The organism is Asticcacaulis tiandongensis (assembly GCF_006475605.1).
GTDB classification, from domain to species: Bacteria; Pseudomonadota; Alphaproteobacteria; order Caulobacterales; family Caulobacteraceae; genus Asticcacaulis; species Asticcacaulis tiandongensis.
Genome location: NZ_SSBC01000010.1, coordinates 615,914 through 642,471 on the forward strand (window position 1 = coordinate 615,914; position 26,558 = coordinate 642,471).

The 26,558-nt window shown below is 55.9% G+C and carries 22 protein-coding genes; 10 read left to right on the plus strand and 12 right to left on the minus strand.

Features of this window, described 5'->3' with window-relative positions; translation table 11 throughout:
• A complete protein-coding gene (locus E5201_RS06875; protein WP_140985333.1) occupies positions 1 to 384 on the plus strand; it encodes a pyrimidine dimer DNA glycosylase/endonuclease V in 384 nt (127 codons plus the stop codon).
• On the opposite strand, the gene E5201_RS06880 is transcribed toward E5201_RS06875, so the two are convergent.
• A complete protein-coding gene (locus E5201_RS06880) occupies positions 385 to 4,476 on the minus strand; it encodes a DUF3971 domain-containing protein (RefSeq protein ID WP_219993568.1) in 4,092 nt (1,363 codons plus the stop codon).
• A gap of 200 nt (positions 4,477 to 4,676) precedes the next feature.
• On the opposite strand from E5201_RS06880, the gene E5201_RS06885 reads away from it, so the two are divergent.
• The 4 genes from E5201_RS06885 to E5201_RS06900 all read left to right on the plus strand — a co-directional run bounded on the left by E5201_RS06885 (position 4,677) and on the right by E5201_RS06900 (position 8,076).
• Positions 4,677 to 5,192 (plus strand): peroxiredoxin, encoded by a 516-nt coding sequence (locus E5201_RS06885; RefSeq protein ID WP_140985335.1) that lies wholly within the window; start codon positions 4,677 to 4,679, stop codon positions 5,190 to 5,192.
• 192 nt (positions 5,193 to 5,384) lie between these two features.
• A complete protein-coding gene (locus E5201_RS06890) occupies positions 5,385 to 6,527 on the plus strand; it encodes a peptidoglycan DD-metalloendopeptidase family protein (RefSeq protein WP_140985336.1) in 1,143 nt (380 codons plus the stop codon).
• A complete protein-coding gene (locus tag E5201_RS06895; RefSeq protein WP_140985337.1) occupies positions 6,511 to 7,080 on the plus strand; it encodes a bactofilin family protein in 570 nt (189 codons plus the stop codon). The genes E5201_RS06890 and E5201_RS06895 overlap by 17 nt, the downstream gene beginning before the upstream one ends.
• 93 nt (positions 7,081 to 7,173) lie before the next feature.
• Positions 7,174 to 8,076: a YihY/virulence factor BrkB family protein gene (locus E5201_RS06900; RefSeq protein ID WP_140985338.1), complete on the plus strand. Its 903-nt coding sequence runs from the start codon at positions 7,174 to 7,176 to the stop codon at positions 8,074 to 8,076.
• Here the strand turns inward: E5201_RS06900 and E5201_RS06905 are convergent, their stop codons facing one another.
• The 3 genes from E5201_RS06905 to E5201_RS06915 form a co-directional block, all read right to left on the minus strand.
• Entirely contained in the window at positions 8,077 to 9,933 is a 1,857-nt protein-coding gene (locus E5201_RS06905; protein ID WP_140985339.1) for a peptide MFS transporter, read from the minus strand.
• Positions 9,934 to 10,173: 240 nt separating this feature from the next.
• Positions 10,174 to 11,541: a glutamate--cysteine ligase gene (locus tag E5201_RS06910; protein WP_425456567.1), complete on the minus strand. Its 1,368-nt coding sequence runs from the start codon at positions 11,539 to 11,541 to the stop codon at positions 10,174 to 10,176.
• A gap of 89 nt (positions 11,542 to 11,630) precedes the next feature.
• Positions 11,631 to 12,386, minus strand: coding sequence for a 16S rRNA (uracil(1498)-N(3))-methyltransferase (locus E5201_RS06915; RefSeq protein ID WP_140985340.1), 756 nt, complete (start codon positions 12,384 to 12,386; stop codon positions 11,631 to 11,633).
• Positions 12,387 to 12,483: 97 nt separating this feature from the next.
• On the opposite strand from E5201_RS06915, the gene pelA reads away from it, so the two are divergent.
• Complete coding sequence (pelA, locus tag E5201_RS06920) at positions 12,484 to 13,626, plus strand: pectate lyase (RefSeq protein ID WP_140985341.1); 1,143 nt, start codon at positions 12,484 to 12,486, stop codon at positions 13,624 to 13,626.
• On the opposite strand, the gene E5201_RS06925 is transcribed toward pelA, so the two are convergent.
• Genes E5201_RS06925 through E5201_RS06940 form a run of 4 tightly spaced genes read right to left on the minus strand, consistent with a single transcriptional unit; the run spans position 13,623 to position 17,385 of the window.
• Entirely contained in the window at positions 13,623 to 15,539 is a 1,917-nt protein-coding gene (locus tag E5201_RS06925; RefSeq protein ID WP_140985342.1) for a M61 family metallopeptidase, read from the minus strand. The two genes, pelA and E5201_RS06925, sit on opposite strands and share 4 nt — an antisense overlap.
• Before the next feature lie 12 nt (positions 15,540 to 15,551).
• Positions 15,552 to 16,076: a hypothetical protein gene (locus E5201_RS06930; RefSeq protein WP_140985343.1), complete on the minus strand. Its 525-nt coding sequence runs from the start codon at positions 16,074 to 16,076 to the stop codon at positions 15,552 to 15,554.
• 15 nt (positions 16,077 to 16,091) lie between these two features.
• Positions 16,092 to 16,508 (minus strand): OsmC family protein, encoded by a 417-nt coding sequence (locus tag E5201_RS06935; protein WP_140985344.1) that lies wholly within the window; start codon positions 16,506 to 16,508, stop codon positions 16,092 to 16,094.
• 7 nt (positions 16,509 to 16,515) lie between these two features.
• The gene (locus tag E5201_RS06940) at positions 16,516 to 17,385 is read right to left on the minus strand and encodes a pirin family protein (protein WP_140985345.1); all 870 of its coding nucleotides are present in this window, start codon (positions 17,383 to 17,385) and stop codon (positions 16,516 to 16,518) included.
• 165 nt (positions 17,386 to 17,550) lie between these two features.
• On the opposite strand from E5201_RS06940, the gene E5201_RS06945 reads away from it, so the two are divergent.
• From E5201_RS06945 to E5201_RS06955, 3 genes are all read left to right on the plus strand, one after another.
• A complete protein-coding gene (locus E5201_RS06945; protein ID WP_140985346.1) occupies positions 17,551 to 17,922 on the plus strand; it encodes a PadR family transcriptional regulator in 372 nt (123 codons plus the stop codon).
• On the plus strand, positions 17,919 to 18,470 hold the full coding sequence (locus tag E5201_RS06950; protein ID WP_140985347.1) for an HAAS signaling domain-containing protein: 552 nt from the start codon (positions 17,919 to 17,921) through the stop codon (positions 18,468 to 18,470). The genes E5201_RS06945 and E5201_RS06950 overlap by 4 nt, the downstream gene beginning before the upstream one ends.
• A gap of 147 nt (positions 18,471 to 18,617) precedes the next feature.
• Positions 18,618 to 19,091 (plus strand): hemerythrin domain-containing protein, encoded by a 474-nt coding sequence (locus E5201_RS06955; protein ID WP_140985348.1) that lies wholly within the window; start codon positions 18,618 to 18,620, stop codon positions 19,089 to 19,091.
• Between the two features lie 56 nt (positions 19,092 to 19,147).
• Here E5201_RS06955 and E5201_RS06960 read toward each other — a convergent pair whose 3' ends face one another.
• On the minus strand, positions 19,148 to 21,982 hold the full coding sequence (locus tag E5201_RS06960) for an ATP-binding protein (RefSeq protein WP_181404561.1): 2,835 nt from the start codon (positions 21,980 to 21,982) through the stop codon (positions 19,148 to 19,150).
• 176 nt (positions 21,983 to 22,158) lie between these two features.
• Between E5201_RS06960 and E5201_RS06965 the strand changes: the two genes are divergently transcribed.
• On the plus strand, positions 22,159 to 22,464 hold the full coding sequence (locus tag E5201_RS06965; protein WP_140985350.1) for a YdeI/OmpD-associated family protein: 306 nt from the start codon (positions 22,159 to 22,161) through the stop codon (positions 22,462 to 22,464).
• Positions 22,465 to 22,469: 5 nt separating this feature from the next.
• Here E5201_RS06965 and nfi read toward each other — a convergent pair whose 3' ends face one another.
• The 3 genes from nfi to E5201_RS06980 form a co-directional block, all read right to left on the minus strand.
• Positions 22,470 to 23,150, minus strand: coding sequence for a deoxyribonuclease V (gene nfi / locus E5201_RS06970; RefSeq protein ID WP_140985351.1), 681 nt, complete (start codon positions 23,148 to 23,150; stop codon positions 22,470 to 22,472).
• Between the two features lie 32 nt (positions 23,151 to 23,182).
• The gene (gene nhaA / locus E5201_RS06975; protein WP_140985352.1) at positions 23,183 to 24,388 is read right to left on the minus strand and encodes a Na+/H+ antiporter NhaA; all 1,206 of its coding nucleotides are present in this window, start codon (positions 24,386 to 24,388) and stop codon (positions 23,183 to 23,185) included.
• A 137-nt stretch (positions 24,389 to 24,525) separates the two neighbouring features.
• Entirely contained in the window at positions 24,526 to 26,526 is a 2,001-nt protein-coding gene (locus E5201_RS06980; protein WP_246050449.1) for a BCCT family transporter, read from the minus strand.
• Positions 26,527 to 26,558: the final 32 nt, after the last annotated feature.

A 26,558-nucleotide genomic window follows, 5' to 3' on the forward strand; every position in this document is an offset into this window, starting at 1 on the left:
GTGACGCGGATCAACTGTGTCCCCGTGACAGAACTGAGCGGCCCGCATCTGGTGGCCGAATATCGCGAATTGCCGCGTATATTCGCACTGGTGCGGGCGGCCTCAGGCCGTGGCGAAACGCCGGATGATCCGCGCAACCCCCGCACCTATGTGCTGGGCAAGGGGCATGTGCGTTTTTTCTATCCGCGTCTGGGCTATCTGGCGACCCGTCAGGCGCAACTGATCGCGGAAATGCAGGCCAGAGGTTATCAGCCCAGCTTTACCAATCCTTCGGAACTTCTGAGCGGCATAGATGCCTGCTGGTGCGGAGACTGGCAGCCGGACGATCGCGCCTTAAGCCTCAATCGCGCCCGTATCGCCGAGCGCACGCCAGCCAAAACCTGATTATTTCCCGTCTTCGACAGGCGCGAGCAAGTCCGGCTGATCCTTATCCAGCAGACGCCGGAAGAAACCGGGCAAGACCAGTGAGAACGGATCGATTTCCGCCTGAGGCGCATCAGCATGACCTCTCAGACGATACTTGATCCCCAATACGCCTTCACCACGGCTTGAGGTCAGAAGCTCCCCCACAAGCGGCACCTGCGAAAAGGCGGCGTTGACGCCATAGGCCGGAATAAGCGTCCCGTTATAGTCAACCACATTGGCCCTGGTATCCATTCCGCCCCGGATATTGATGCGCAGGGCCTCGCCCTTGGCCCAGCCGTCACGAACAAACAGGAAATTATCGCGGTAACGCACAGGAAATTCATAGTCGGAGAAACCGATCCCTTCACCGGTCAGCGTATCCGAAAGCCCCTGCAATGACGCCAGTGACAACAGCTGCCCCAGAAAAGGTATCTGGCTGACCCGAATATCCTCGCCTTTCAGGGTCGCATCCACCTGACCATTGCGATAGACGCCATTCATCATCAGCGTCCCGCTGCGTAAGCGCCGGTCACCGGTGGCTGTATAGAACAGATCCCCGACATCATCCGCCATAAAGGTAAAACGGCTCAGATCAGCCTCAGGCCGGAGTGTCAGTGAAATCTGATTGTTATTATCCGTCAGGGCCTTACCCTCACCGCGCAAGCTATTAAGGCCGTCCCATTCACCCTCAAAACGTACATCCCTGAAGGTGCCGTCACCGGCCAGTTTCAACCGGTCAAGACTGAGTATGACCCGTGTCGGCAGTTGCGGAACCACGGGCACAGGTTCCGGCACAGTCAGCGGTTTTGCCGCCCCTCGCGCATTCACCACGGTCTTGGTCTTTGCGGGTTTTTGCCAGGGCCGCATATCCATCAATGCGCCCTTTACGGATATTATCCGTGTTTGCGGCTCACCGACCTGATAGACCTGCACGCTGCCCTGCATCACATCCTTGAGATAAAGGGTCGAAAAATCAGCAAAATCCAGATCACTATCGGCCCCGAGTGCCGCACGACCTTCGACGGCAAACCGCTCACCTGCTCCCTGAATACGGGTCATATTGACCCCGCCTTCCGGCCCACCCTCGTCAAAGCTGAAATTCAGGCTTGCGGCCTCTCCAACCGGCTTTACCCAGTCCGCCCCCCCCAGCCTCAGTTCCGCATTCCGGGCATCCAGATTGAGTACCGCCGCTGACACCTCACCGGTTGATATCGCTCCTTCGGTCGTGTTTTCGGTCTGATAAAGGCTAAGCTGCTGAGCGACGCGCCCGTTGACCTCAAGCATATGGCCGCGATAGCCGATCTGCCTCAGGAAGGCTCCGTCAATATCGGCACTGATGGTCGCCCAGGGCTGAGGCCGGTTCGTCAGAACCATTTCATCCATATCCGGCAGGTCAAAAAACACGTCCTGTGCATTCCCCAGACGTGCCCGTCCCTTTATGCCGCGACGGTCCTGCTCCCACAGGGCATCGACCTCAAGATCAGCCAGAGGCGTGAACCAGTCTTCGGGCAGCCCCAAAAGATGCAGATCATGCGGCGTCAGTTTCGCCTTAAGCGTCCGCGTCGGCTCGTCATCCATATCCATGTCCGACCAGCCGAGCACCGCATTGATGGTATCGAGGCGGATAAGGGCCTCTCGCGAGTCGGCATCCAGCCCGATATTGACGCTCAGGCGGCGGGGTTTGTTAAATATGGGCAAGGCCCCTATGCCCAGCAAACGCGCCCGATCCGGCGTGATCAGCGCATTATAGACCAGACGCGGATTACGCCCTTCGACATAGGCCAGTTCACCGGTAAACCCTTCGGCCTGCAACTGCCCGCTCCAGACATCGCCTGAGCGCATCAGATATATTTCGGTCGGAATTTCCGGTTTGAAGCGGGCAAATATCGGCAGCCCCTGCCCCTTCATGCCCGCCGAAAGCGTGGCCCCGTTCAGCGTCACCCGGTTCGGGCGGGCGTCAGTGCCGCTCCAGTCCACGCGTCCGTTGAAAATATCCGAGGCGATAGTACCGGTGCCGATATTATTGGCCAGTTCCAGATTACCTTTAAGCGCCACCCGCCGCGTCGGCGAGCCCCCAAACTGACGGGCATTAAAACTGCCGGTGAAATCGATAAAGGACTTCGGGCTTTCAAAACCGGTACGGAACCCGATTTCGCCACGATAAGGCCCGACATCCGCAGGGCCGCGCACCTCAATCACATCATCGCGCAAATCCCCCCTCAGCTTAAGCTCACCGTTGGTGAGATCCCACCCAAGCGCCGCCTGCCTCAGAGCCCCATTACGGATATCGGCCTTAAAGCTGATGTCCATGACGTCATAATTCAGCGGGCTGGCAAAGCTGACAAAGCCAATATCAACCCGAAAGTCCGTCTCACCGGATAAACGGTCTCGCGTCAGCCCCTGACGCGCCAGCTGACCGCCAGTGAGCGGGTCGACAATCTCAACCGCCCGCACCACATCGCCGCCACTGGTCAGCCATATATGGGTACGCCCCTTATCGGCCTTGTCAAAGCTTTCGACCGAAACCCGACCGTCCTTAACCGGAAGCCCCCCCAGTTCTCCACCGGCAATACTCAGATCAAAACTGTTGCCCCGCAAATGCCCCTGACCCCGCACCCCTTGCGCCTTGGGCAGGTCATCATGCACCAGCAAGGCCATGTCGGCATAATCAAAGGTCAGATCGAGGTGCTCATCCTTAAGGCCGTTTGACCGTAAGCTGCCCGGCGGGGCCTTCAGGGTGAAACGGGCATTGGAATAAACTCCGCCTTCGATGCGCCGGATAAGATCGGCCCTGAGCACAGAGGTCAGGGTTTCCGGCCAGAAGGCAAACACCTGTTCCTTGGCAAATTGCCCCGAAACCCGCGCCTTGAGTTCCGCGCCCACCTGCCCCTTGTCGTCCGTATAGACAAAGCCTTCGGTATGTAACGGGGCATTATTCAAAAGGCCCCGCCCTGACTTGATTTCCAGACGCTGACGTTCGGGGATATAGGCCCCGATAAAATGCACGTCCCTCAGTGTCTGAGCCGGAAAATCCTCTGCCAGATGCCCTGATATTCTGGGCCCATGAAAGTCAAAGGCAATGCTGTAGGGCGCATCCGCCGCCTTGTTCTCCGGCACCAGCAAGACCGTACCTTTTAAGTCGGTGTCCAAATGATGCGTCTGCAAACGGAAGGTCGAAAAATTAATCGCCTTTTTTTCAGGCAGGTAATCCGCCCTGGCCTCAATCGCCTCAAACGGTTGCCGGTTGGTGCCAAAATCATAGCTGCCTTGACCGGCGCTTATATTCAGTGATGCTTTTTCGATACCTTTGGCCGTGCTGTAACTTAAGTGGCCCGTACCATTTACCGTGGCCTCAAGCCTAGACAGGGGCCGCGTTACCCCAACGCTCGGGAAAATATCCGAAGGCACCAGATCCTTGATATCGACATCAAGCTGCGCGGTTTTAAGCTCCGTCTTGGAAACAGCCCTGGCGCTCAGGTAAGACCAATGCCCGCCCGTATCGACAGCCAGACCAATTTCCGCCCGCACATCATCGCGCTTTTTGGAGAAATCAATCCGCGCCACCTCGGCACGCCAGTTCAGATCAGTGCCCACCTGACCAAGGCGGATAGAACCGTCCTTAAGGCTGAAGGCGCGTGTAAACGACACCGGACGGCCCAGTTTCTCATCCCCCGTCAGATCACGGAAAATCTCGTCAATGGCAAAGGCTTCGGGGTCACCACTGGCGTCATAGCCCAGTTCATAACGCCCTTCAGGCGATACGGACAGGACGATCTCAAAACCTTCGGCGGATATATGCGCCGGCGCGAGATGCAAAAGTAAAAGACTATCGAGGGCCAGCGCCGCCTCAAGCTGATCAGACGCCGCAATAGTGCGCTGCTTATCGTCCTTAAGGACCAGCCCCTCAAAGCGTAGCCCCAGCGCATTGGTGTCGTGAAACCATACCAGATCAAGATGTTTCAGACTGGCGTCACTGCCCGGCACCGTGCGCTCAAGGCGCGTAATAATGATATTTTTCAGGCCATCAATACGCACAGGCCCCTGCGCCAGACGTACACCGCCCGCAAACACACTCAGGATCAATCCGCCTGCAAGACAAAGCTTCCACCGCCGTTTGATCGTACCGATTATTTTTATTACCAATGGAGGCATTCAGGCGGTTTATTATTCTATTATAGTATCAGGCGAATCCACTTTGTCCCGTGCGGTCGCAATCAAAGTGGCTAATCCGAACGCACCCTAAAGTCATAAGCGTAACAGAAGGCGATGTCATGGCAAAAAAATTACAGTCCGTACAGGAATTCCCCCCTTATAAGGTGCCCGATTTCAGCCTGCCCGTCGCCGTGGCTGAAAAAGACGGTGTGCAGCACGATATGCGTTCGCTCAAAGACTTCCGTGGCCAATGGCAGCTTCTGTTTGTTTATCCGGCAGACAATACCCCGACCTGCACACAGGAAGCCGTGGCGTTTGATGCGGCTCAGGCCGACTTCAGCGCCCTTGATTGTGCCATAACAGGATTATCCAAAGACGATCTCAAAAGCCACGAGCGTTTCATAACCAAACATAATCTGACCATTCCGCTCTTGTCCGATACCGAAACCACCCTGATTTCCGCATTGGGGTCGTGGGGTGAAAAAAGTCTCTATGGCCGGAAATATATGGGCACTGACCGCTCAACCTTCCTGATTGATCCCGAAGGCCTTATCCGCGCCGAATGGCGAAAGGTGCGCTTTAAAGGCCATGTCGAGGCGGTCCTCGAAGCCCTTAAAACCCTGCGGCGCGCCTGAGTTACCCCAAAACCATCCCCGAATTACCCCCAAAACCGCCCACAGCTGTACATCACCTGACAAGGTCAGGGCTGGCATTATTCTTGAAACCCCGCCCCCTGTATCGTCGTCAATTCCGGTGATTCGATTAAGGCTTGCCAAGACAGGTTTGGTTAAGCCATAATTAATTTGCGGATGGGGAGTGGGGAACTTATGCACAGAAGCCGTTTTCAGCGCCTGAAAGACGCGCTTGAACACACCTTTCCTGAGCGGCACCTCTATATCCGCTCAGGCGATGAGACGCGTGGCTATCGTTTTGGCACCGGAAAGCAGTTCACCCTCGCCATTCTGGCCAGTTTTCTGATCACCTGGCTGGCCATGAGCACCGGTGCCGTTATATTCATGGCGGCCTCTGCCGGTTCTGGTTCTGAAAAACAGATCATTATGTTAAAAGCCCAGTCCGAACGCTGGGTCGCCGACCGTCAGGCGCGCCTTGATGTGCTGATGCGCCAGAACGAAGTCTCCTCCGGCTCGCTGGAACAACTGGCAAAGACCGTTGAAAACAGACACATAGCGCTTGGCCAGATGCTGCCGGGCTTCAAGGGGGTTCCGGGGGCCGCCGCTGTCCTTGCCCCCGCCGCCATTGACGATACACTGCCGCCAGTTGAGCGCATCTATGCGGTCAGGGCAGATCAGGAACGGGTCGTGGCCCGCGCCGAAGAACTGGCCAAGACACGGGCCGAACGCCTCAGGCTGGCCTTCCGCACCGCCGGTCTCAATCCAGCAGGCTATAGCCGACGCACCTCCAATGGCCCTCTGCTTGAACACCGTAATGCGCAGGAACTGGCGGCCTATCTAAATGTTGATCAGGGCTTTGCCGAACGTATTCGTAACGCCGCGCTTAACCTCTCGGACATGCGTGGCCTTGAAACCTCGGCCGAGCACATTCCCTTTACCCGCCCGACGCGCAATGCGCGCACGACTTCGGGCTTTGGCGTGCGGCTTGATCCTTTCACCCGTCGACCCAAAAATCACTTTGGCCTCGATTTTGCTGCGCCCTACCTGACCCCTATTCACGCAACCGCCCCCGGAACCGTTTCGTTCTCAGGCACGCGCGGTGGATACGGGCGTACTGTGGAAATTGACCACGGTAACGGCTTCAAAACCCGTTACGCCCATTTGCAGACACTTTCGGTCAAGACCGGCCAGCGTGTCAGTGTTGGCCACCGTGTAGGGGCCATGGGCTCAACGGGCCGCTCTACCGGGGTGCACCTTCATTATGAAGTGTGGATCAACGGACGTCCTCAAAACCCTGCTCGCTTTATAAAGGCCGGAGATTATGTTCAGCAAAACTAAAACCACCCGTCAGGCCAAACCCGTACAGGTAAAGCACACGTCGGCGGTTCCACCGCTTGATCTTCCCGCATCACCCCCAAGCCCTGTGGCGGCCGCTCCGGTGGCGACATCCGCTCCCGCCGTCACACCGGTGCGCAGCACGCCGTCGATACTCGGGCCGCAAATCAGCATTAATGGTAATGTCACCGGTGCCGGTCACCTTCAGATTGACGGCAATGTACACGGCGACGTCAAGGTGGGCCATCTTATTGTCGGAGAAGCGGGCAATATCGAAGGTGCGGTCGAAGCGGAAACCATCGAGATTCGCGGTCGCGTGCTTGGGGCCATCAGCGGCAAACAGGTCAGGCTTATGGCCTCATCCTATGTCGAAGGTGATATCACCCACGAAAGCCTGTCGATCGATATTGGTGCCTATTTTCAGGGGCGCTGCCTGCAAACCCGACCGGCTTTAGCCCCAGTCGCCGCACCCGTGGTGAAACCCGTGCAGGTGCCCGAGTCATTGACCGCTCATTCAAGTGCCTATGACCTGAACGCACTTTCGGATCTGAAATAACAAACAGATGACGCTACACACTTACCGGAAAAGGTATTGACCTTTTCCGGTTTTTTGTCTGCTTGATACAGGGACTTACGATGTGAGGACTGTATGAGCGACTCTATTCCGACACGACCGCCCCTGACCTTCCGCCTGTTGTGGAAAATGCTTAAGGAGAGCGGACAGGAATGGCTTAATGACAAGGTGCCCCGCCTCGGGGCCGCCCTTGCCTTTTACAGTGTCCTGTCCATCGGCCCGCTTTTGCTTATCGTCATTGCCATTGCCGGTCTGGCTTTCGGGCGTGATGCGGTCAGCGGGTATCTCTACGAAGAAATCCGCGATCTCGTAGGTGATATTGGCGCTCAGGCCATACAGGCCATCATCGCCTCAAGCGCCAGCAAAAGCTCAGGCATAGTCGCTACCCTGATCGGTTTGGTGACTCTGATCATTTCCGCCACCGGCTTCTTTGCCCAGCTTCAGGACGCCATGAATGCGGTATGGAATGTTGATGAAAACCAAAAACGCCACTGGTCATGGTTCATCCGCAAGCGCGTTCTGTCTTTCGCCCTGATTGTCGGCATAGGCTTCTTGCTGCTGATATCACTGGTGATTTCCGCCGCATTGACGGCGCTTAACGCCTTTGTCTCTGATTACACGCCGGTTTTCATGGCCCAAATAATCAATCATGCCGTATCTTTTATCGTTACGACCTTTATGTTTGCCATGGTTTTCAAAATCCTGCCGGACGTCAGAATCAGATGGCGGGATGTCTGGGTGGGTGCGGCCATCACTGCCATTCTGTTCTCATTCGGCAAATATCTGATCGGACTTTACCTCGGCCAGAGCGCCCTGAGCTCGGCCTATGGTGCCGCAGGGTCGCTGATCGTGCTTCTGGTCTGGATTTATTATTCCACCCAAATATTCTTTTTCGGTGCTGAATTTACGCAAGTCTATACCCGCCACTTCAGCACCGAAATTACACCCCGCACGCATCGCTCGAATATATCGAAATAACTACCGGTTCGCCCCGTAATCCCAGTGTTTAATCACATAGGACAGGCCAAACAGCGCCACCCTAAGCCCGACACCCCACCAGCCAATCACCTCAAATGTACTGAGCGCCGCCTCAAGCGAGGCCCGCTGATCAAGCACCTGCCCGCCCACCGTTTCCGTCGCCGTGGTCGCGGCAATGAAACCGGCAATATATTGTGCCGCTGACGAACTGAGGAACCAGATCGCCATCATCGTGGATACAATAACGGGCGGCGACAACTTGGTGATCTGCGACAGACCGACCGGCGACAGCGCCAACTCCCCGATCGTATGCACCAGATAGGTCGCCCCGAGAAACACCAGCGGCAACCGGAAGGCATTATCAGCGAAGCCCGCGCCCCACACCAGTATCAGGAACCCGACACCGGCATTGACCAGCGCAAAGGCAAATTTCTTGACCGGATCAGGATCGCGTCCGCGCTTACCCAGCCAGGTAAAACCAATGGCAAACAGCGGGGCCAGCAACAGAATAAAGGCCGAATTAAACGACTGGGTCTGTGACGCGGTAAAGGTCGTATCGAAATGCCAGTAGCCTGCCGGAAGCGTAACCGCCGCCAGTTGCGCCGGTGTCCCGAACACCATCAGCTGCCCAAACAGATCAAACACAACGGCCTGACTGACCAGTTCCAGATTCGTATTACGCGCCGCAAACAGATTAAGCGACGACCCCGCCTGTTCAAACAGCGTCCAGAAAATCACCGAGGCAAAAATCAGCACAAAGGCCAGCCCCAGCCGGAAATTCTCCTCGCGCGCGAAATAACGTGCCATATACCAGACGACATAGCCGATAATGGCTACGGACGCCGCCCCCAGACCCCAGCCCACGACCTCATTGCGCTGAACCGCAAACCAGATCAGCGGGACGGACAGGATCGACAAACCGTAGATCAGGGTTTCACGGTTAAACGGCCCGAAAACCGGCGCTTTCAGTTTCTCAGGCTCCGGCGGTTCGCCATTACCCTCAAACAGCGGCTTGCCCCAGACAAACACAATAAGTCCCGCCAGCATCCCCAGCCCCGCCAGACCAAACCCCCAGCCCCAGCCATAGGTTTCCCCCAGATAGCCGCACAATATCGCCGCCCAGAAAGCCCCGAGATTGATGCCGTAATAATAGAGCGTGAACCCCGAATCGCGGCGCGGGTCTTTTTCCGGATAAAGCTGCCCGACAATCGAAGATATATTGGCCTTAAGATAACCAACCCCTAGAATAATCAGTGAAATCGACAGGAAAAACGCCTGCTCGGCCCAGGGCGTAACCTTGACCACACCTTGCGTATAACTGCCCGCTTCAAGCACCGGCGGCAAGGGCGCACTCTCCGGAATATCAACAATCCGCAACCCGCCATTTTCAGCCGCCGCCACAGCATACAGCCCCTCACCGACCTTAAGCTTTTGCGGCCCCAGATGATGCCCGTCGCGCACAAATTCATAGGTCTGCGCCTCATAGGTCAGGGTCGCAATATTGGGCTTACCCTCAATCGCCAGACTGCCGTGACCAATCACCAGCAATATGGCCCCGAACACAATCGCCTTACGTGTCCCCAGATAGCGGTCCGCCATAAGCCCGCCAATCAGCGGCAGCAGATAGATCAGCGACGTATAGGAGGCGTATTGCGTATTGGCGATTTCATCGGAAAACAGGAAATGCGACGTCAGATAAAAGATCAGCAACGCCCGCATGCCGTAATAGGAAAACCGCTCCCACATCTCGGCAAAAAACAGGACAAACAACCCCTTAGGGTGTTTGCGCAACTGACTGAGAACCGGAATAGCCGTCAGAACGGTGATAACTATGCCGACCAGAATAACAATATTCATAGGACATCCCCAATCATTGTCTGGGGATCAGAAACCAAAAGCCGGGATTTGGCAAGCCTTGTATCCCGTGCTTCCCTCCTCTCAGTCTGGACGAATATATAAACCTTAAAGGCGCAAAATCTCCCTCCTCCCTGCTCTGCGGGGAGGTGGATTTTTTGCATCCGCAAAAAAGACGGAGGGGTATCTTTTTACACAGCCAACAACCACGTGCCTTATAGGCTTAAGTGGCTGTGACCATAACTAATAGGCCGCTTCTTTATAGATCGGATCAACCACCCCACCCCATTCGCCATAATATTTCTCAAGCCAGCGATCCGCCAGAGTCAGCCCCGAATCGGCAATATCAAACAAAGGTGCCAGACAAACCGACTCATCCTGACCGGTGTCTGACAATTGCCCGCGACGCTTAAGCCCCGCTTCGGCGATCTTCAACGCATCCAAAGCCCAGTCTTTGACGGCGCGTCCGGCGATCTCGCCCTTAAGACCGGTTTTCGCCGCCTGCGTCCGCCACAGTAACCGCTCGGCCTGCGTCCAGTTTTTCACCAGATCCCATGCCGCCTCTAACGCCGTCTGATCGTACAATATACCCGCCCAGAAGGCCGCCAGCGCATTGATATGGCTCTGCGGACCGCCGTCGGCCCCACGCATTTCGAGATACTTCTTGAGGCGTACTTCCGGGAAAAGCGTCGTCAGATGATCCCCCCAATCATCAATCGTCGGGCGCTGCCCCGGCAATGCTGGCAATTCCCCTTTGAGGAACGCCCTGAAGGATTGCCCCGACGCATCGATATAATCGTCACGTTTGACGAAATACATAGGTACATCAAGCGCATATTGCGCATAACGCTCATAGCCAAAATCGTCGTCAAACACGAACCCGAGCATCCCCGTCCGATCAGCATCCGTATCCGTCCAGACATTGGCGCGCGCCGACACAAACCCGTTCGGCTTGCCTTCTGTAAACGGCGAACTGGCAAACAGAGCCGTGGCGATCGGCTGAAGACTTAAGGCCACGCGGAACTTCAGCACCATATCGGTTTCGGAACTGTAATCCAGATTAGCCTGAATGGTCGATGTCCTGAGCATCATATCAAGCCCGAGATTCCCGACCTTTGGCATATAGGCACGCATGATATTGTAACGGCCCTTGGGCATGACCGGCGTTTGCTCACGGCTCCAAAGCGGCGAAAATCCGGCCCCGAGAAACCCCAGCCCCAGTTCTCCGCCAACGACCTTCACTTCATCCAGATGACGGGCGGTCTCGGCGGCTATCTCATGCACACTCTCAAGCGGCGCGCCCGAAAGTTCAAACTGTCCGCCCGGCTCAAGCGACACAGAGGCCCCGCCACGGCTCAGGGCAATCAGCTTGCCCTTTTCATACACCTCGGCCCAGCCAAAGCGCGTCAGGCCTTTAAGCAGCGCCTCAATACCGCTGGCGCCCTCATAGGCCGGACGGCTCAGATCACTGTGATGGAAAACAAATTTCTCGTGTTCCGCACCAATCCGGAACTGCGCCTGTGGCTTTTCACCAGCCGCAAAATAATCGATCAGGGTTTTATGGCTATCCACGGGCGCGATATCGCCGGAAATTACAGGAGAACTGGCCAAGCGCCCTATCCTTTAAATCGAATAATGACTGTTACAATTTCTGGCTATATGGGCCTATGTGTGCAGGCGCACAAGTCATTTTCACTAATTTATCGCCAGTCCCCAAGCGTCGCCTGATAAAGCGTCAACGCCGATATGGCCGCCGTATCCGCCCGCAGAATACGCGGCCCCAGATTGACGGCCACGGCCTGATCATGCTGTCTTAAATTACCGCGCTCATGATCATCAAACCCGCCCTCCGGCCCGATCAGAATTATAATCCGACCGCTGGCCTCAAGCCTGCCTAAAACCTCTGTCATAGGCCTGATCTGACGTCCTTCTGTCTCATGGGTCGAGTCTTCGTCCCCATAGACAATCCTGTCGTCAGAACTTAACTCTTTTACATAAGCTTCTAATTTAACTGGGCTTAAAACCAAAGGTACATCCAAACGCTCTGTCTGTTCCGCCGCCTCCTGCGCAATAAGCCGAAGCCGCCCGACATTGGTGTGATCGGCATTGGTGCGTCGCGTAATCAAAAGCTGGATAGCTCCTACCCCAAGCTCCGTCGCCTTCTCAATGATCGTCTCAAGCCGCGCCCGCTTAACCAGCGCCACAGCCAGCACCGGCGGATATCCTGTCTGCGGCTGGGCCTTGGTCTGACGCAATAATTCAACCGTCACCAGTTTCTTGGTCACCAGATGGATACGCGCCCGCCATTCCCCGTCACGCCCGTTGAACAGTAAAACTTCATCATCCACCCCTAGTCGCATGACCACAGCCAGATAGCGCCCCTGATCAGGATTGAGGGCCAGGGTCAAACCTTCGGTAAAAGGTGGCGTATTTTCAGCGATAAACAGACGGATCATAAGCCTGTTTTAAGCCTGTCCGGCCCGCCCGCCAAGCATGTGGATTGATATTTTGTCGTTTCACTTGATATGCTGTCAAAAAATATGAGGAAATGCCATGACGTCTGCCCCCCTGCCTGCCCGTTTGTGGCTTATGGGTGCCCTGCTTCTCAGCAGCTGCGCCACGCCGACACATCTTTCAGCCCCGGACATCAGCGGCTTTAATGACGCTGTGCATCACTGGCGCAATAAGCACGGGGATGGTTATGCACGTCTTCAGCCGGATAATTATGTCGCCATTGCGGACACGATTCTGCTCCTCCAGAGGGATAACGGCGGCTGGATCGAAAACCGCGACCCCTTAAGGATACTCAGCGAAGCCGAAATCCAGCAGGCGCTGGCTGAAAAAGCCGATCCTGACTTCAGCTTTGACAACCGCAACATCTATACGCAGGTCGAATATCTCTTTGCGGTTTTTGAACGCACACAGGACAATCGCTATCGTCAGGCCGCCCTCAAGGGCCTTGATCTGATTCTGACCCATCAGATCGACACCTGCGGTGGCTGGCCCCATACGGTGCCCGCCCGTCAATCCTATCACCCGATGATCACGCTGGCCGATGAGGTCACTTCCGGTAACCTGACCCTGTTGCGCACCATCTCGCAACGTAAAGCCCCCTTCACCCATATCGACGAATCGCACCGCCAGCGCGCCGAAAACGCACTCCAAAAAGGCGAATCCTGCCTGTTACGCCTGCAAATCCGTCAAAATGGCCGCCTGACGGGATGGGCCGGACAATATGATCCTGTAACCCTATTGCCTGTTAAAGGCCGCAGCTTTGAACTGCCCGCCATAGTGACGCAGGAAACCGTCGAGGTCGTCCGCTATCTGATGCGCATCGACAATCCGTCACCGGAAATACGTACCGCTATTATTGCCGCAGTTGAATGGATCGAGTCTTCAAAATTCAATGGCTTGCGTCTGGAAACCTACACTCTGGATGAAGCCATACGCTATGATTATCACACCGCGACCACCGACCGCCGTCTGGTCAGCGACACGACCGCCCCGCCGCTGTGGGCACGTTTTTATGACCTGAATGACAATAGCGTTATCCTCGCCAATCGTGATGGCGTAAGGGTGGCAAACTATCAGGATATTCATCACGAACGGCGCACCGGCTATGCCTGGTATGGCGAATGGCCCGCCAAACTGCTTGAGGAAGACTATCCGGCCTGGTTGAAACGCAACGCGCCCTAACGCTTCTCGCGCAAAATCTCATCGAGCCAGCTTTTCCGACCCTCAATGACCTCAAGATGCGGGTAACGCAGGCCCTCGCGATAATCGACCTTATAGGTGCGATAGGTCTTTCCACGCCGGATCAGAAGGTCCAACGCCCCACCGGTCTTAGCCACCCCTATGGCCTCCTGAAGCTTCTCCGCCTCATAGGCCTCGCCATTGACCGCGATCAGGGTCATGCCCTGCCCCAATCCCGCCTTGTGAGCCGGACTGTTCCATATCACCTGTTGCAGATCGCCATTGGTTCCCAAAACCAGCCCCAGCGAATGGCTCAGATCGGTCTGCCTTAACAGACGCTCCCGCGCCCGCGTCCAGTCACTTGGCCGATCGCGATAGACCAGCCGGTATCCCCCCTGCTCAAGTCCTGCCAATGGCGCAGACGGGCCAGCCTGATATAGCCTCTCGCTCAGAAAACCGGCCCAGTCATATTCATAAACCGCATTAAGTGCTGAAACCACATCATTGAATTGATAGGCTTTGGCCTCAAAATCACCGTCCGGCCCCTTGAAGAAGGTAGCGGCAAAATCATCCAGCGATTTACGCCCCCGCGTCTGCTCACGGATCAGCGTATCTGCCTCAAGCCAGACCAGTAAACCGGCATTATAATAGTCTTCGCTCCGCTGCCAGCTCACCCAGTTTTTTGGCGCACGCTGGGCAATGACGGGATCATTGGTGGTATCAATCAGCGGCCGCCACTCGCCGCCCGCCTGAAGATCATAATGTGCCGCTATGTGCGCCAGTGCCTGTAAGGTCTGTTCGCGACTATAAAGCCCTGACCGCGCCGACAACACATAGCCCCAATATTGCGTCTGCCCTTCATAAACCCACAACAGGCTCCCCTGCATAGGCGTCTGAAAATCCGGCGTCAGCAAATCAGCGCCGCGTTTGTATTTGCCATTCCACGCATGAACAAACTCATGCGGCAACAAATCACGCCCCACAAATTCCGTGGCCCACAGCCTGAAATAATCCGGCGAATGACCATTTTCCGACGACCGATGATGCTCCAGCCCAATATCCCCCAGATTATCCGACAGATGCAGCAGGAAACTGTAACGATCATAGGGCTCGGACTGAAACAGCTTCAGCGTCTGATCGACCATCTTGCGGTGAAGGGCGATCTGCTCGTCAGTTATGACCAGATCACCGGCCTCATCAGCCATAAAAAACAGACTGACCGGCGCCCGCCCTTTTGGCGTCAGATCCACCGTTTTGAAATGCTTACCGGCAAACATCGGCGAATCGACAAAATGATCATAGCTGATCGGCTTGAAGGTGATGCGGTTGTCTTCTGACGTCCCCGCCACCTCAAGTGCGCTGCCATACCCCCAGCCCGGCGGCAGCTTAAGCGTCAGTTCGATCGGAATCCGGCGCGTGTAATATCCCGCCGGATAAAAAGACAATAACTCCCATTGCAGGTTGCTCATGGTCTCGGTGACAATGACCCGCCCTGCCGCCGCCGTCATGGGCGACAGAAACTCGAACTCAGCCACCACCTCCGTGGTCCCTTCCGGCACCTCCAGATGGAACGCATTGACCTCAAGCGGATCACGCAGCCAGCCAATTGTCTCGCCGCCGGCTGTAAACCGCAGATTGGCTACCTTATCCACAATTCGGGGCGCGGCATGTTTTCCGGGCAGCCACTTTGGCATCATCAGCACCAGCGGCCCGCCCTGCGTCACGGGAATCACCTGTCTGACACGGATAATGCGTTGCTGGGTATCTGTGGCATCGACCGAAAGCCGCAAGGTGCCACCATAGGGAATATCCTGAGACACAGGAATCGCAGGCCTGTCCTTGAAAGGCTGCGCCGCAACCGGCCCCACAACAGCCAGGGCAATGGCTATCCCGCTCAGCAGCCCCTTTAATGCCATAGCCGCAGCTCCCTACTTAACCAGCCGCAGCGTTGTCACAAGCGGCACATGACGGTTGCCATTCACATCCTGCACAGTGACTTCGATTCGGTAAGGCCCCGCCATATCCTTGTCTTCAAAACGAATGCCTAAGGTGGCGCTGTTATTGAATATCTGTTCCGGTCGCGTCGTCGCCCCACGAAACGCCGTCAGCCCCTTGTGATCCGTTTCACTGTATACTGCCCCGTCCGGCGACAGAAGACGGACATCATAGGTCACCAGACCGAAGCCGTCACTCAGCGCCATACCGGTAAACAGTACCTTGACAAAAACCCGCTGCCCCACCGCCACTTCGGAAACATCCGTAAGCTGCAAGCCCTGATCCGATGGCGCATTAAACGCCGTGTGACCGGCCTCATCAACCACCACCAAAGCCGCACTGAAGGGCCCATCCGCCTCAGGAAACCCGCGCATATCCCGCATGGGGGCCTCCTGAGCCACAACCGGCCCCATTAGCCCCAAACCCAACAAAGTCGCCAGAACGACAGGCTTCAACATAGCGCCCCCTGAATATTATCCCGCCACCGTATCGATATGCACACCGGCCGTCAGGGTCTTGTGTACCGGACATTTCGCGGCAATCTCAATCAGCTTTTGCGTCTGATCCTCCGTCAGCTTTTCGCCAATGATCGTCACGGTCTTGCTGTAGATATCCGCCTTGCCCGACGCGTGCCCCACCTGCCTGTCGTAACTCAGACTGACCCTGACACCCTCAAGCGGCCAGTCCTTCTGCCGCGCATACCAGCGCACGGTCATGGCCGTGCATTCTCCTAACGCCGCCAACAGGTAATCATAGGGTGACGGCGCCAGATTATGCCCGCCCTTAGCTTCGGGCTCGTCACCCGACAAGCGATGCCCCCCCACCAGCATACTGACGCTAAAGGGGGTTATGTGGGTTTCATGTACCTCTGCATCTATACGATCAGTCATGTTTTTTTCAGGCCTCCGGCAGGGGAATAAACTCGATCTCGTCCCCCGGCACCTTGGGGAAACGCCCTTCGCGCCAGTCGGCCTTGGCCTGCTCGATCCGCTCTTTGCGTGACGAGACGAAATTCCAGTAAATATGCCGCTCCGTGAACGGCTCACCGCCCACAACCGCGATCTGCGAATCGGCCACCGCCGTCAGAGTCACGACCTCACCGGCTTTCAGCACCGCCATATGCGCCGCCTCGACCACAGTCCCGTCAATATCCACCGCCCCCGTCACCACATAGACGGCCCGCTCAGGCGTATCGGCGCTGATCTCAAGGCTCTGGGCGGCGGCCAGACGTGCCTCCAGATAGAGCGTCTCGGCAAAGGTTTTGACCGGTGACGTAACACCATAAGCGCTGCCCATCATCACCCGCACAGGTACGCCCCCCACCTCCAGCGCCGGAATATCGGCGGCATCATAATGATAGAAGGCCGGATCAGTCTCCTCATCGGCTTCCGGTAAGGCATGCCACAGTTGAAGCCCATGGGTCTTACGCGTCTGTTGCGCCGTTTCCGCCGGTTCGCGCTCCGAATGGACAATCCCGCGCCCCGCCACCATCAGATTGATATCGCCGGGTGAAATCACCTCGTCATTCCCAAGCGAATCGCGGTGATGCACATGACCTTCAAACAGATAGGTTACGGTCGCCAGATTGATATGCGGATGCGGTCGTACATTCAGCCCCTCACCCGGCGCAAATACCGCAGGCCCCATATGATCAAAGAACAGCCACGGCCCGACCTGACGCTTTTTGGCGTACGGCAGAATACGCCTTACGACAAACCCGCCCAGATCCTTTTCCCGTGGCTCAATAATCCATTCAATCTTGCTCATAACACACCCCGACAAGTCTTTACCCAAACCGATTAAGCCGTTTCTCAAAGCCGGTCATGTACTATTTTCGTGATGGCTGATGAGACTTCGGGTAATTTTACACTTGCCATAATTTTTGCCCGACCATATATCTTGCATAACAAAGCAACCATTTTCCGAACCGGCATGCCTCCCGAACAGGTCACCCCTCAGGTCAAAACCACCGAAGCCCGTCGCACCCAGATGTACAAGGGCATTCTGGAACTGGCCCTGATGCGCCTGTTGCGTGATGACGCCCAGTATGGCCTGCGCATCCTTGAGGCCTTACGCGAAGCCGCAGGTCTCGATCTGTCCGAAGGGACGCTTTACCCCCTGCTGCACCGTCTGGAAAAGGCAGGCCTCATAAAGGCGGAGTGGCGGCACGAAGCCGAAGCCAGCCACCCGCGCAAATATTATCATCTGACACCGCAGGGCCTTAGCGAGCTTAAGGTTCAAAGCGACATCTGGCTTGAGATGAGCGAACGCCTCAACGCCTTTCTGAAGCAGGAGGGGAAATGACTGAACAAACCGATATAGACCTCTGGCTGAAATATCTCGACGAGGTCCTGCACACCCTGCCCGCCGATGAGCGTGCCGATATTGTCAACGAAGCCCGCGCGCACCTCGAAGAAAAGGTCGCTGCCGGACAGACCGCCATCGCCGCCCTTCAGGGCTTCGGCAAGGCCGAGGCCTATGCCCGCCCCTTCCTTGAGGATCACCGCCTGTCGCAGGCGCTCGATTCCAACGGCCACGTGGCCATGACAAAGGCCCTGCTGTCGCGCACGACCCGTAGCCTGTCCTCAAGTCTGGGGCTGATCGGCGCGTTCATCTTCACCGCCGCCGCGGTCATTATTGCCCTACTGATGGTGCTGAACCTGCTGCACCCGGGCTGGCTGCCGCACTTTATCCGCTCGTTCGGACAGGGGCCGCTGACGGATTTCATTACCGGCCCGGCCCTTTACCCCTTGCTGATCGCGCTGATCGGCCTTGACCTTTACCTCGCGCGCATCTGCCTGATCGGGGCGACAAAGAGCGCCATCAGCCAGACCAGCCTGCAAAATACCTAGAGCCAGTTTCGATCGTATATGGCTCTGGTTTTGCCGATTCATTACGACCGCTATCGCCGGATCATATGTCGTTCTGATCGCTGCTTTTCTATGCTGTTCCTAAGGGCGGGCCCTTAAGGCGGAAACGACATAGAGGAACCGAGGATCATGGATATTTATAGCTATCTTAAAAAAGATCATAAGAAGGTGGCCGATCTGATGGATCAGGTCATCGCCACCAGCGATTCAGGCCAGCGCCAGAAACTGTTCGAGCAGATCAAACTTGAACTGACACTGCACGCTGAAACCGAAGAACAGACCTTCTACAAGACTATCCTCAAGGAAACGCGCTCCAAAGCCGTTGAGGAGAAAATGGATCATGCCGATCATGAGCATGACGAGATCGACCAGTATCTGCAAACCCTGAGCACCCTGCCGGTCGATACTGACAAGTGGCATTTCACCTTTGGTGAATTCAAGCAAGCCGTCACCCACCATGTCCACGAAGAAGAAAATGAAATCTTCGAAAAGGCAAAACAGTATCTGAGCCCGGAACAGGCGAAGTCACTGGCAAAGGAAATGGACAGTCTGAAAAAAGCCGCCCTGAAAGAGATGACAAAGTCTCTTGAACCGGCCCAATAGGGCGCAAGCCAGACCCGAAATACAAAAAACAGCGGAGCGCCCCTCCGCTGTTTTTTTTATGACAAGACCTGTGACAGGCTATGGATTGTATAGGGTTTGGTCAGATAGCCATCCATACCCGCCGACAGCGCTTTTTCCCTGTCGTTGGTAAAAGCATGAGCCGTCAGGGCGACGATTTTCACAGGCCTTGCCCCTGCCTCACGCTCCATTTGCCGAATGCGGCGGGCTACCGTCAGTCCATCCATATCCGGCATCTGCAAATCAAGCAGGATAATATCGAAATCACCCTGCCGCCACTTTTCAATCGCCGCAAATCCGGTATTGGCCGTCTCGAATGTGCAGCCCAGTTTCTGCAACATGGTTTCCGCGACCATGGCATTGACGGGGTTATCTTCGACCAGCAAGGCGTGCTGAAGCGCCGCTGTTTCCGCCTTTACGTTGCCCATGACCCCATCCGACGAGGCCCCATCCGCCGGGCCGCTCAGATAACTCACCGGCACGGTCAGCAGGAAAGCCGCCCCCTCACCCAGCTCACTTTCAACCCTTAGCGTGCCCCCCATGGTCTGCGCCAGCCGCTTGCTGATCGCCAGCCCTAGTCCCGTCCCGCCAAACCTGCGGGAATAGCTGCCATCGACCTGTGTGAACTTCTCAAAAATGGCCTCCAGCTTGTCCGAGGCAATACCAATACCGGTGTCACGTACACAAAAGGTCAGGGTTTCGCGGCCATCAATCGACGCCCCTTCACTCACCATAAGGTTCACACTGCCCTTGTGGGTAAACTTCACCGCATTGGACATCAGATTAAGCAATATCTGCTTGATACGGTGCCCATCCGCCACATAAAGCCGCGTCTGGCCGGTGAAATCCTGAATGCCCAGCGACAAGCCCTTGGCGTCGGCTTTGACGGCCGATATGCGTTCCACCTCCCCCAGCAGATCACTCAGGGCAAATTCCGTCTCACTCAGTTCTACCATGTCCGCATCAAGCCGCGAGAACTCGAGAATGTCGTTGATCAACTCATGCAACGCATTAGAACTGTCCTGCATAGTCCGGAAATACTTAGGATACATGGACGGATTGGAATGAGCTGAGGTCAGAATGGACGTAAGCCCGACAATGGCATTAAGCGGCGTTCTTATTTCATGGCTGATATTGGCGAGGAACTCCGACTTGGCCCGATCCGCCGCTTCGGCCTGAAAACGCGCCTCCATCAGCGATTGAATATCCGCGCACACACCGATCCATTGCTGGCCATTTCCATCCGTGAGCGGTGCCGGAACCACCCGCCCCAAAAACCAGCGATAAACCCCATCGTGGCGACGGAGCCTGAACTCTACCTCAAACCCCTCTTCATCATCCGGCAGGTTTAACCAGGCCGATTTTACGCTTTCCACATCATCGGGATGGATGGATTTCATCCAGCGAAACCCGAGTAATTGCGCTGACGTCTGTCCGGTATAGGAGGCAAACCGGTCATTGACATAAATAGACCCTGCCTCCCGTGCCTCGGCAATCCACACAAGATGCGGCATGGCGTCCGTCAGAATACGCCAGCGCGCTTCGGCAACGCGAAGCGAGGCTTCGGTTCGCTTTATGGCGTCAATATCCATAATGACGCCGACCTGTCCCGTTATCTGCCCGCGCTCATCACGTACAGGCACCGCAGATACCGACGTCCACATATTCTCGCCGGAATCAGACGTATAAAGCATTTCCATTCCGGGAACGACATGCTCGCCGCGTAAGGCGCGCGCACCCGGAAACTGTTCCCGTGGCACCGGATTACCCTGCGCATCCCACGCTTCCCAGCGCCAGCCACGCTCCGCGTCGCGCGAAGGCATGGCCCCTGTCGGCAGATAGGGTTTCATTGCCGCATTGGCCAGCACCATCCGCCCGCTCGCGGCGTCAAACAGCCCTGCACCGACCGGAAGGCTTTCAAACACCGCCGCCAGACTGGCCTTACTGTCCTTCAGGGCCGTCTCGGTACGTGCCCGCATTACTTCGGCCCAGGTGCGCTCCCCCACCTCCCATGCCAGCGCCACTTCAGCCTCGGTGAAGACATGCGGGCGCTGATAATGCACAAAAAGAATAGCCTCCAGCGCCCCGTCCTTCAGCAGCGGCACATTAAGCACCGCACCAATGCCCAGCAGGTCATAGGCCTGCTTTTCAACGTCTGTAAGCAAGGGATCATCTGAAATATCGTTATGGATAACCGGACGTCCGGCCCTCAGCGTTGCCAGCAAATCCGCGCCGAAGCTTTCGTACAGATGCCGCCCTTCGATATTGGCAATGGTTCGGGCATGGTCATGGGTCACCACCACTTCGCCCGTATTACCATCATCCTCGGCATAACCGACTCGATCGGCCTTGAGAAATTCCGCCAGCCTCTGAGAGGCAATCTGCTGAATGGTGGCGGCATCGGAAACGGGACGAAGTTCATCCCCCAGTTTCAACAGAAAGCTTTGACGGGCGTCACTGGCCTGCAACGCAAGTTCGGCACGTTTGCGGGTATCGATATCGTTGAAGAGAACCCCCACCTGCCGTTGCTCAGGCTGGCCTATGCGAAAGGCAAGAATTTCGTACCAGCGGCCAATGGCGTCAATGCGATTCTCAAAACGCTCGGACACACCGGTCATGGCAATCCGACCATAGATGTCGAACCATTCCTGTCCGTGATCCGGAAGCACCTCCAAAGCCCGGCGCCCAAGAACATCCTTTAACCCTGATTGCGCTTCAAAATGGGCGTTAAGTTCTTTATACACATAGTCGCACGGGCGACCTGTGACATCAAATTGCATTTCGATTACACAAAAACCGGAATCCAACGCACTGTAGAGATCGCGGTACTTATTTTCCCAATGCGACGCACTTTCTTCATTATTACCGGTCAACAGATATGCCTTATCCGCGCCATCCCTCTGGTACATAGATATCCGACCATTCTCAAATAAACCACAATACCATCAGCCCACGTCACCCATAAATTTTCTATTCGTCACTCTCGTCAAACATTTGTCCACGCCCGAATAATAGTCTGATTTTCAACTCCATAGCCCTGAGGTCAGCGATGAACGCATTTTTACATGGTACGGTCCACGAAGCCGCTGAAGACCTGCAAACCGCCATAAGCTCAAATCCTGAAACACTGGCGCTCTGGGAAAAACTGACCCCCTTGGGCCGCAACGAGTTCATCTGCTGGGTCGATGACGCCAAACAGGACAAGACGCGCCAAAAACGCATCGCGCGCACCCTTGAGGAATTGCTGGAGGGCAAAAAGCGGCCCTGCTGCTGGGCGGGATGTATTCACCGCACCGACAAAGCGCCAGGCAAATGGCAGCAGGCCGTCCTGATCGACAAGAAACGCGCCAAATAATACCTTTATCCACGCATATAGGCATCCGGCTTTTTGGAAATAGCGTCAGCCAGTCGGGTCGGTTCTGGCAACTTATATTTCGTCAGGCAGGCCTTCACAACGGCCACAGACTGTACCAACGACAGGCGATGGCCCGGTGAGACAAACAGAGGCTTTATCCTGTCTTTGCTCCTTAAGACCATGCCGACCTGTTCTTCGCGGTGAATCAGCGGACTCATCGATCCTTTTTCCAATGCCGGTTCTTCATATTTTCCCGTCAGACGTTTCTTGGCCACCCCCATACTCGGCATGTCCATAAGCACCCCCAGATGGGCGGCGATACCCAAACGGCGCGGATGGGCTATGCCATGGCCATCCACCATCAATATGTCCGGCCTGACCTCAACATAGGAAAGCGCCTTGAGGATCGCCGGAATTTCCCGAAAGGACAACAGGCCGGGGACATAGGGAAATTGCGTGTCGATCTGCGTTGCCACAGGTGGCACGACCGGCGTGAGGGTCACCGCATCAAGCACCACAACCACGGCACGGGTCAGGTTGTTGGTGATATCATAGCTGACATCAATGCCTGCGATGAGTCCCCACGGGACATCGTCGGCACCAATCCTGACCTGTTGTCGCAAAGACTGCTGTATGGCTATGGCTTCGGCAGCATCTTTTGGCCATGTAATATCAGGGACTTGCATCCCTTATATATGCCGGTTCTGGTCTAAAAATCCTATGGTGTATTCGCGGTAAATGTCTCACGTCTGGCAAATCTCAACACCAGATACCCCGCACTTCCGGCCAGCAGTGAGCCCGCCAGAATCCCGAACTTGACGCGGTCCTGAAGCATCGGATCACCAAAGGCAAGCAGTCCGATAAACAGGCTCATGGTGAAGCCAATACCGCACAAAAGCGACACACCGAACACCTGCCCCCAGCTCGCGCCCATCGGCAGGTCAGCCCATTTCAGCGTCACCATAAGCGCCACAGCGCCGAAAACGCCGATCAGCTTACCCAGCACCAAACCGCCTGCGACCCCAAGTGACAGTGGCTCAAGCAGCACATCCGGCGATACCCCTGAAAAAGACACACCCGCATTGGCAAAGCCAAACAGAGGCACGATCAGGAATGCCACGGGCACATGCAGGGCCTGCTCAAGGCGATGCAGCGGCGACACCGCCGGTGAGGCCTCAGGCGTCGCCGGAGTCAGCGTGATGGGTATGGTCAGCGCCAGCAACACCCCCGCAAGTGTGGCATGTACCCCTGAGCGATAGACCAGTATCCACAATACGACCCCGAGCAATAGATAGGGGATAAGCGAATTGACCCTGAAACGATTAAGCGCAAACAGAGCCGCAACCACCACCCCTGCCCCCAGCAAATCCGGCACAGACAGGCCGGTGGTATAGAACAGCGCAATAATGATCACCGCCCCCAGATCATCAATGATAGCCAGAGCCGCCAGAAATATCTTCAGCGAGGTTGGCACTCGTGAGCCCAGCAACGACAGCACCCCCAGCGCAAAGGCGATGTCCGTCGCGGATGGAATGGCCCAGCCATGTATCGCCGCCGCGTCCGCATGATTGAACGCAAGATAGATCAGGGCAGGCACAACCATCCCGCCAAGCGCCGCCATGCCGGGCAGTATCCGCCGCGACCAGCTCGATAGCTGCCCGTCTGTCATTTCGCGCTTTATTTCCAAACCAACCATCAGGAAAAACAACGCCATCAGGGCGTCATTGATCCAGTGCAGAACACTTAAAGGGCCGACATAGGTTTTAAGCGCTGAAAAATAGCTGTCGGCAAACGGCGAATTGGCCGTAAGGATCGCCGCCAGAGCAACAAACATCAGAACAATACCGGCCGAGGCATTATTATCGAGAAACCGGCGAAGGGTCGAGTTGATACGGCCCTTATTGGGCGTGAGGGCTGAAGACATGGGTCTGCGCTCCCTTATCTAAAAGGTTCATCCATTCTCCGTATTAGGGGAAAAGCCCTGACGCACGCAGCACACGTCAGGTATAATATAAGCGCCCGTATAAAGGCTGACAAGCGTTTCCGGCGACGATCAGCCTTTTACTGACTGTGCTCAGGCGCTTCCAGAACCAGTGTCGTTTCATGCGAACTGACCAGCGCCAGATAGCGCTCAAACTGCACCAGAACATCCGTGATGATCTGCTCTCTCGACATACCCATCACATCATATCCACTACTACCGTCCGAGAAGAAGGTTCGGGCTTCGTATCTCATGCCCATATTGCTTGCCTCGGATGCCGAGAAGGCCGGCAGCTTATGTGACGCCAGTTGCACGCCATACACAAAATCGCGCATCCCCTCTGCTGCCGAAATCAGGGTCACAGTGCCGTTCTCGCAAGTGACCATTGCCGGACGATCCTTAAGGGTAAGTTCCGCCGCCACCGCCTCAAGCGAGGTACACACGGTGCTGTTTATAAATCTTGCAACCTCGTCCTCATCCGGCGTTTTCAGAGCCAGAGCCAGCCTGCGTTGCCAGGACAAACCTGACGCCGGATAGGCCTGCCCGCGCGATGCCCCGCTATTGGCCGCCTTAAGCTGAGCCACATCCGCCCGCATCCCCTTGAACAGACCATAGACAAGCACCAGCATGACCACAACAAACGGTAAGGCCGATGCGATCGTCGCCGACTGAAGCGCCGAAAGCCCGCCGCTCATCAGAAGTATGATCGCCACCAATCCGGCCAGTGCACACCAAAAGACGCGCTGTAGCGTCGTCGTTTCCGTTTTGCCACCGGCTGATATCGTATCTACCACCAGTGAGCCGGAATCAGACGACGTCACAAAGAAAATAGCCACCAGAATTATGGCAACAGTCGATGTCACCGCCGGTAATGGAAGGTACTCAAAGAATTTGAACAGCCCCACCGATATATCTGCTGACACCGCGCCTGAGATTTGTCCGGCGGCAACGGTCTGATCAAGGATCATGGCCGTGTTCCCGAAGACCGTCATCCAGAAGAAGGTAAAGACCGACGGGATAAACAGAACGGCAACGATAAATTCACGCACCGTCCGGCCCCGTGAAATCCGTGCGATAAACATGCCGACAAAGGGTGACCAGGATATCCACCAGGCCCAGTAAAACAGCGTCCACGCATCGATCCACGGACGCGGTTCGTAGGCATAAAGATTGAAGGTCCTGAGCAAAAACTGATCGAGATACAGCCCGATATTCTGCACGAAATCACGCATCAACTCGACCGTCGGCCCGACCAGCAGCACAAACAGCATCAGGCCAATCGCCACAAGCAGATTGATCTCACTGAGAATGCGTACGCCCTTATTCAGTCCAGACACAACCGATCCGGTCGCTACCACGCTGATGCCGATAATCAGCAACACCTGAGTGGTCGTGCTGACAGGAATGCCGATCAGATATTCCAGACCGGCATTGATTTGTAAAACCCCGAACCCAAGCGAGGTCGCCAGACCAAAAATGGTGCCGCATACGGCAAATATATCAACCACATGCCCGATCCAGCCATTGATACGCTGCTTGAAGATCGGATAGAGCCCCGACCGGATAGTCAGGGGCAGATTATAGCGATAGCCGAAATAACCGAGCGATAACCCTACCACGGCATAGATGGCCCAGGCGTGGATACCCCAGTGGAAGAAAGTGACGCTCATCGCTTCGCGCTGGGCGGCGGGCGTCATGGGCTCGGCATCCGGTGGCGCGATATAATGACTTAAGGGTTCGCCCACGGCGAAATACATCAGCCCGATGCCCATACCGGCGGCGAATAGCATGGCGATCCATGAGGCGTAGCGGAAATCCGGTTCGGAATCATCCGGCCCCAGCTTAAGATCACCATAGCGGCTGAAACACAGGATGATAACCGACAGCAGAAAAATCCCGACCGCCAGCAGGTAAAGCCATCCGAAATTGGCAAGTATGTGGCTATGCAGACTTGAGAACACAAACTCGGCCTGCTCAGAGGCAAAAGCGCCGACAGCCAGAAAAAGGGCAATGATACCTACCGAGCCAAAAAATACCGGCGGGTTGATGACAAACTGAAATTTATTTTTGATCTTATTCACGCTGCGTAAATTGCACAGCTAAGCCTTAAGGT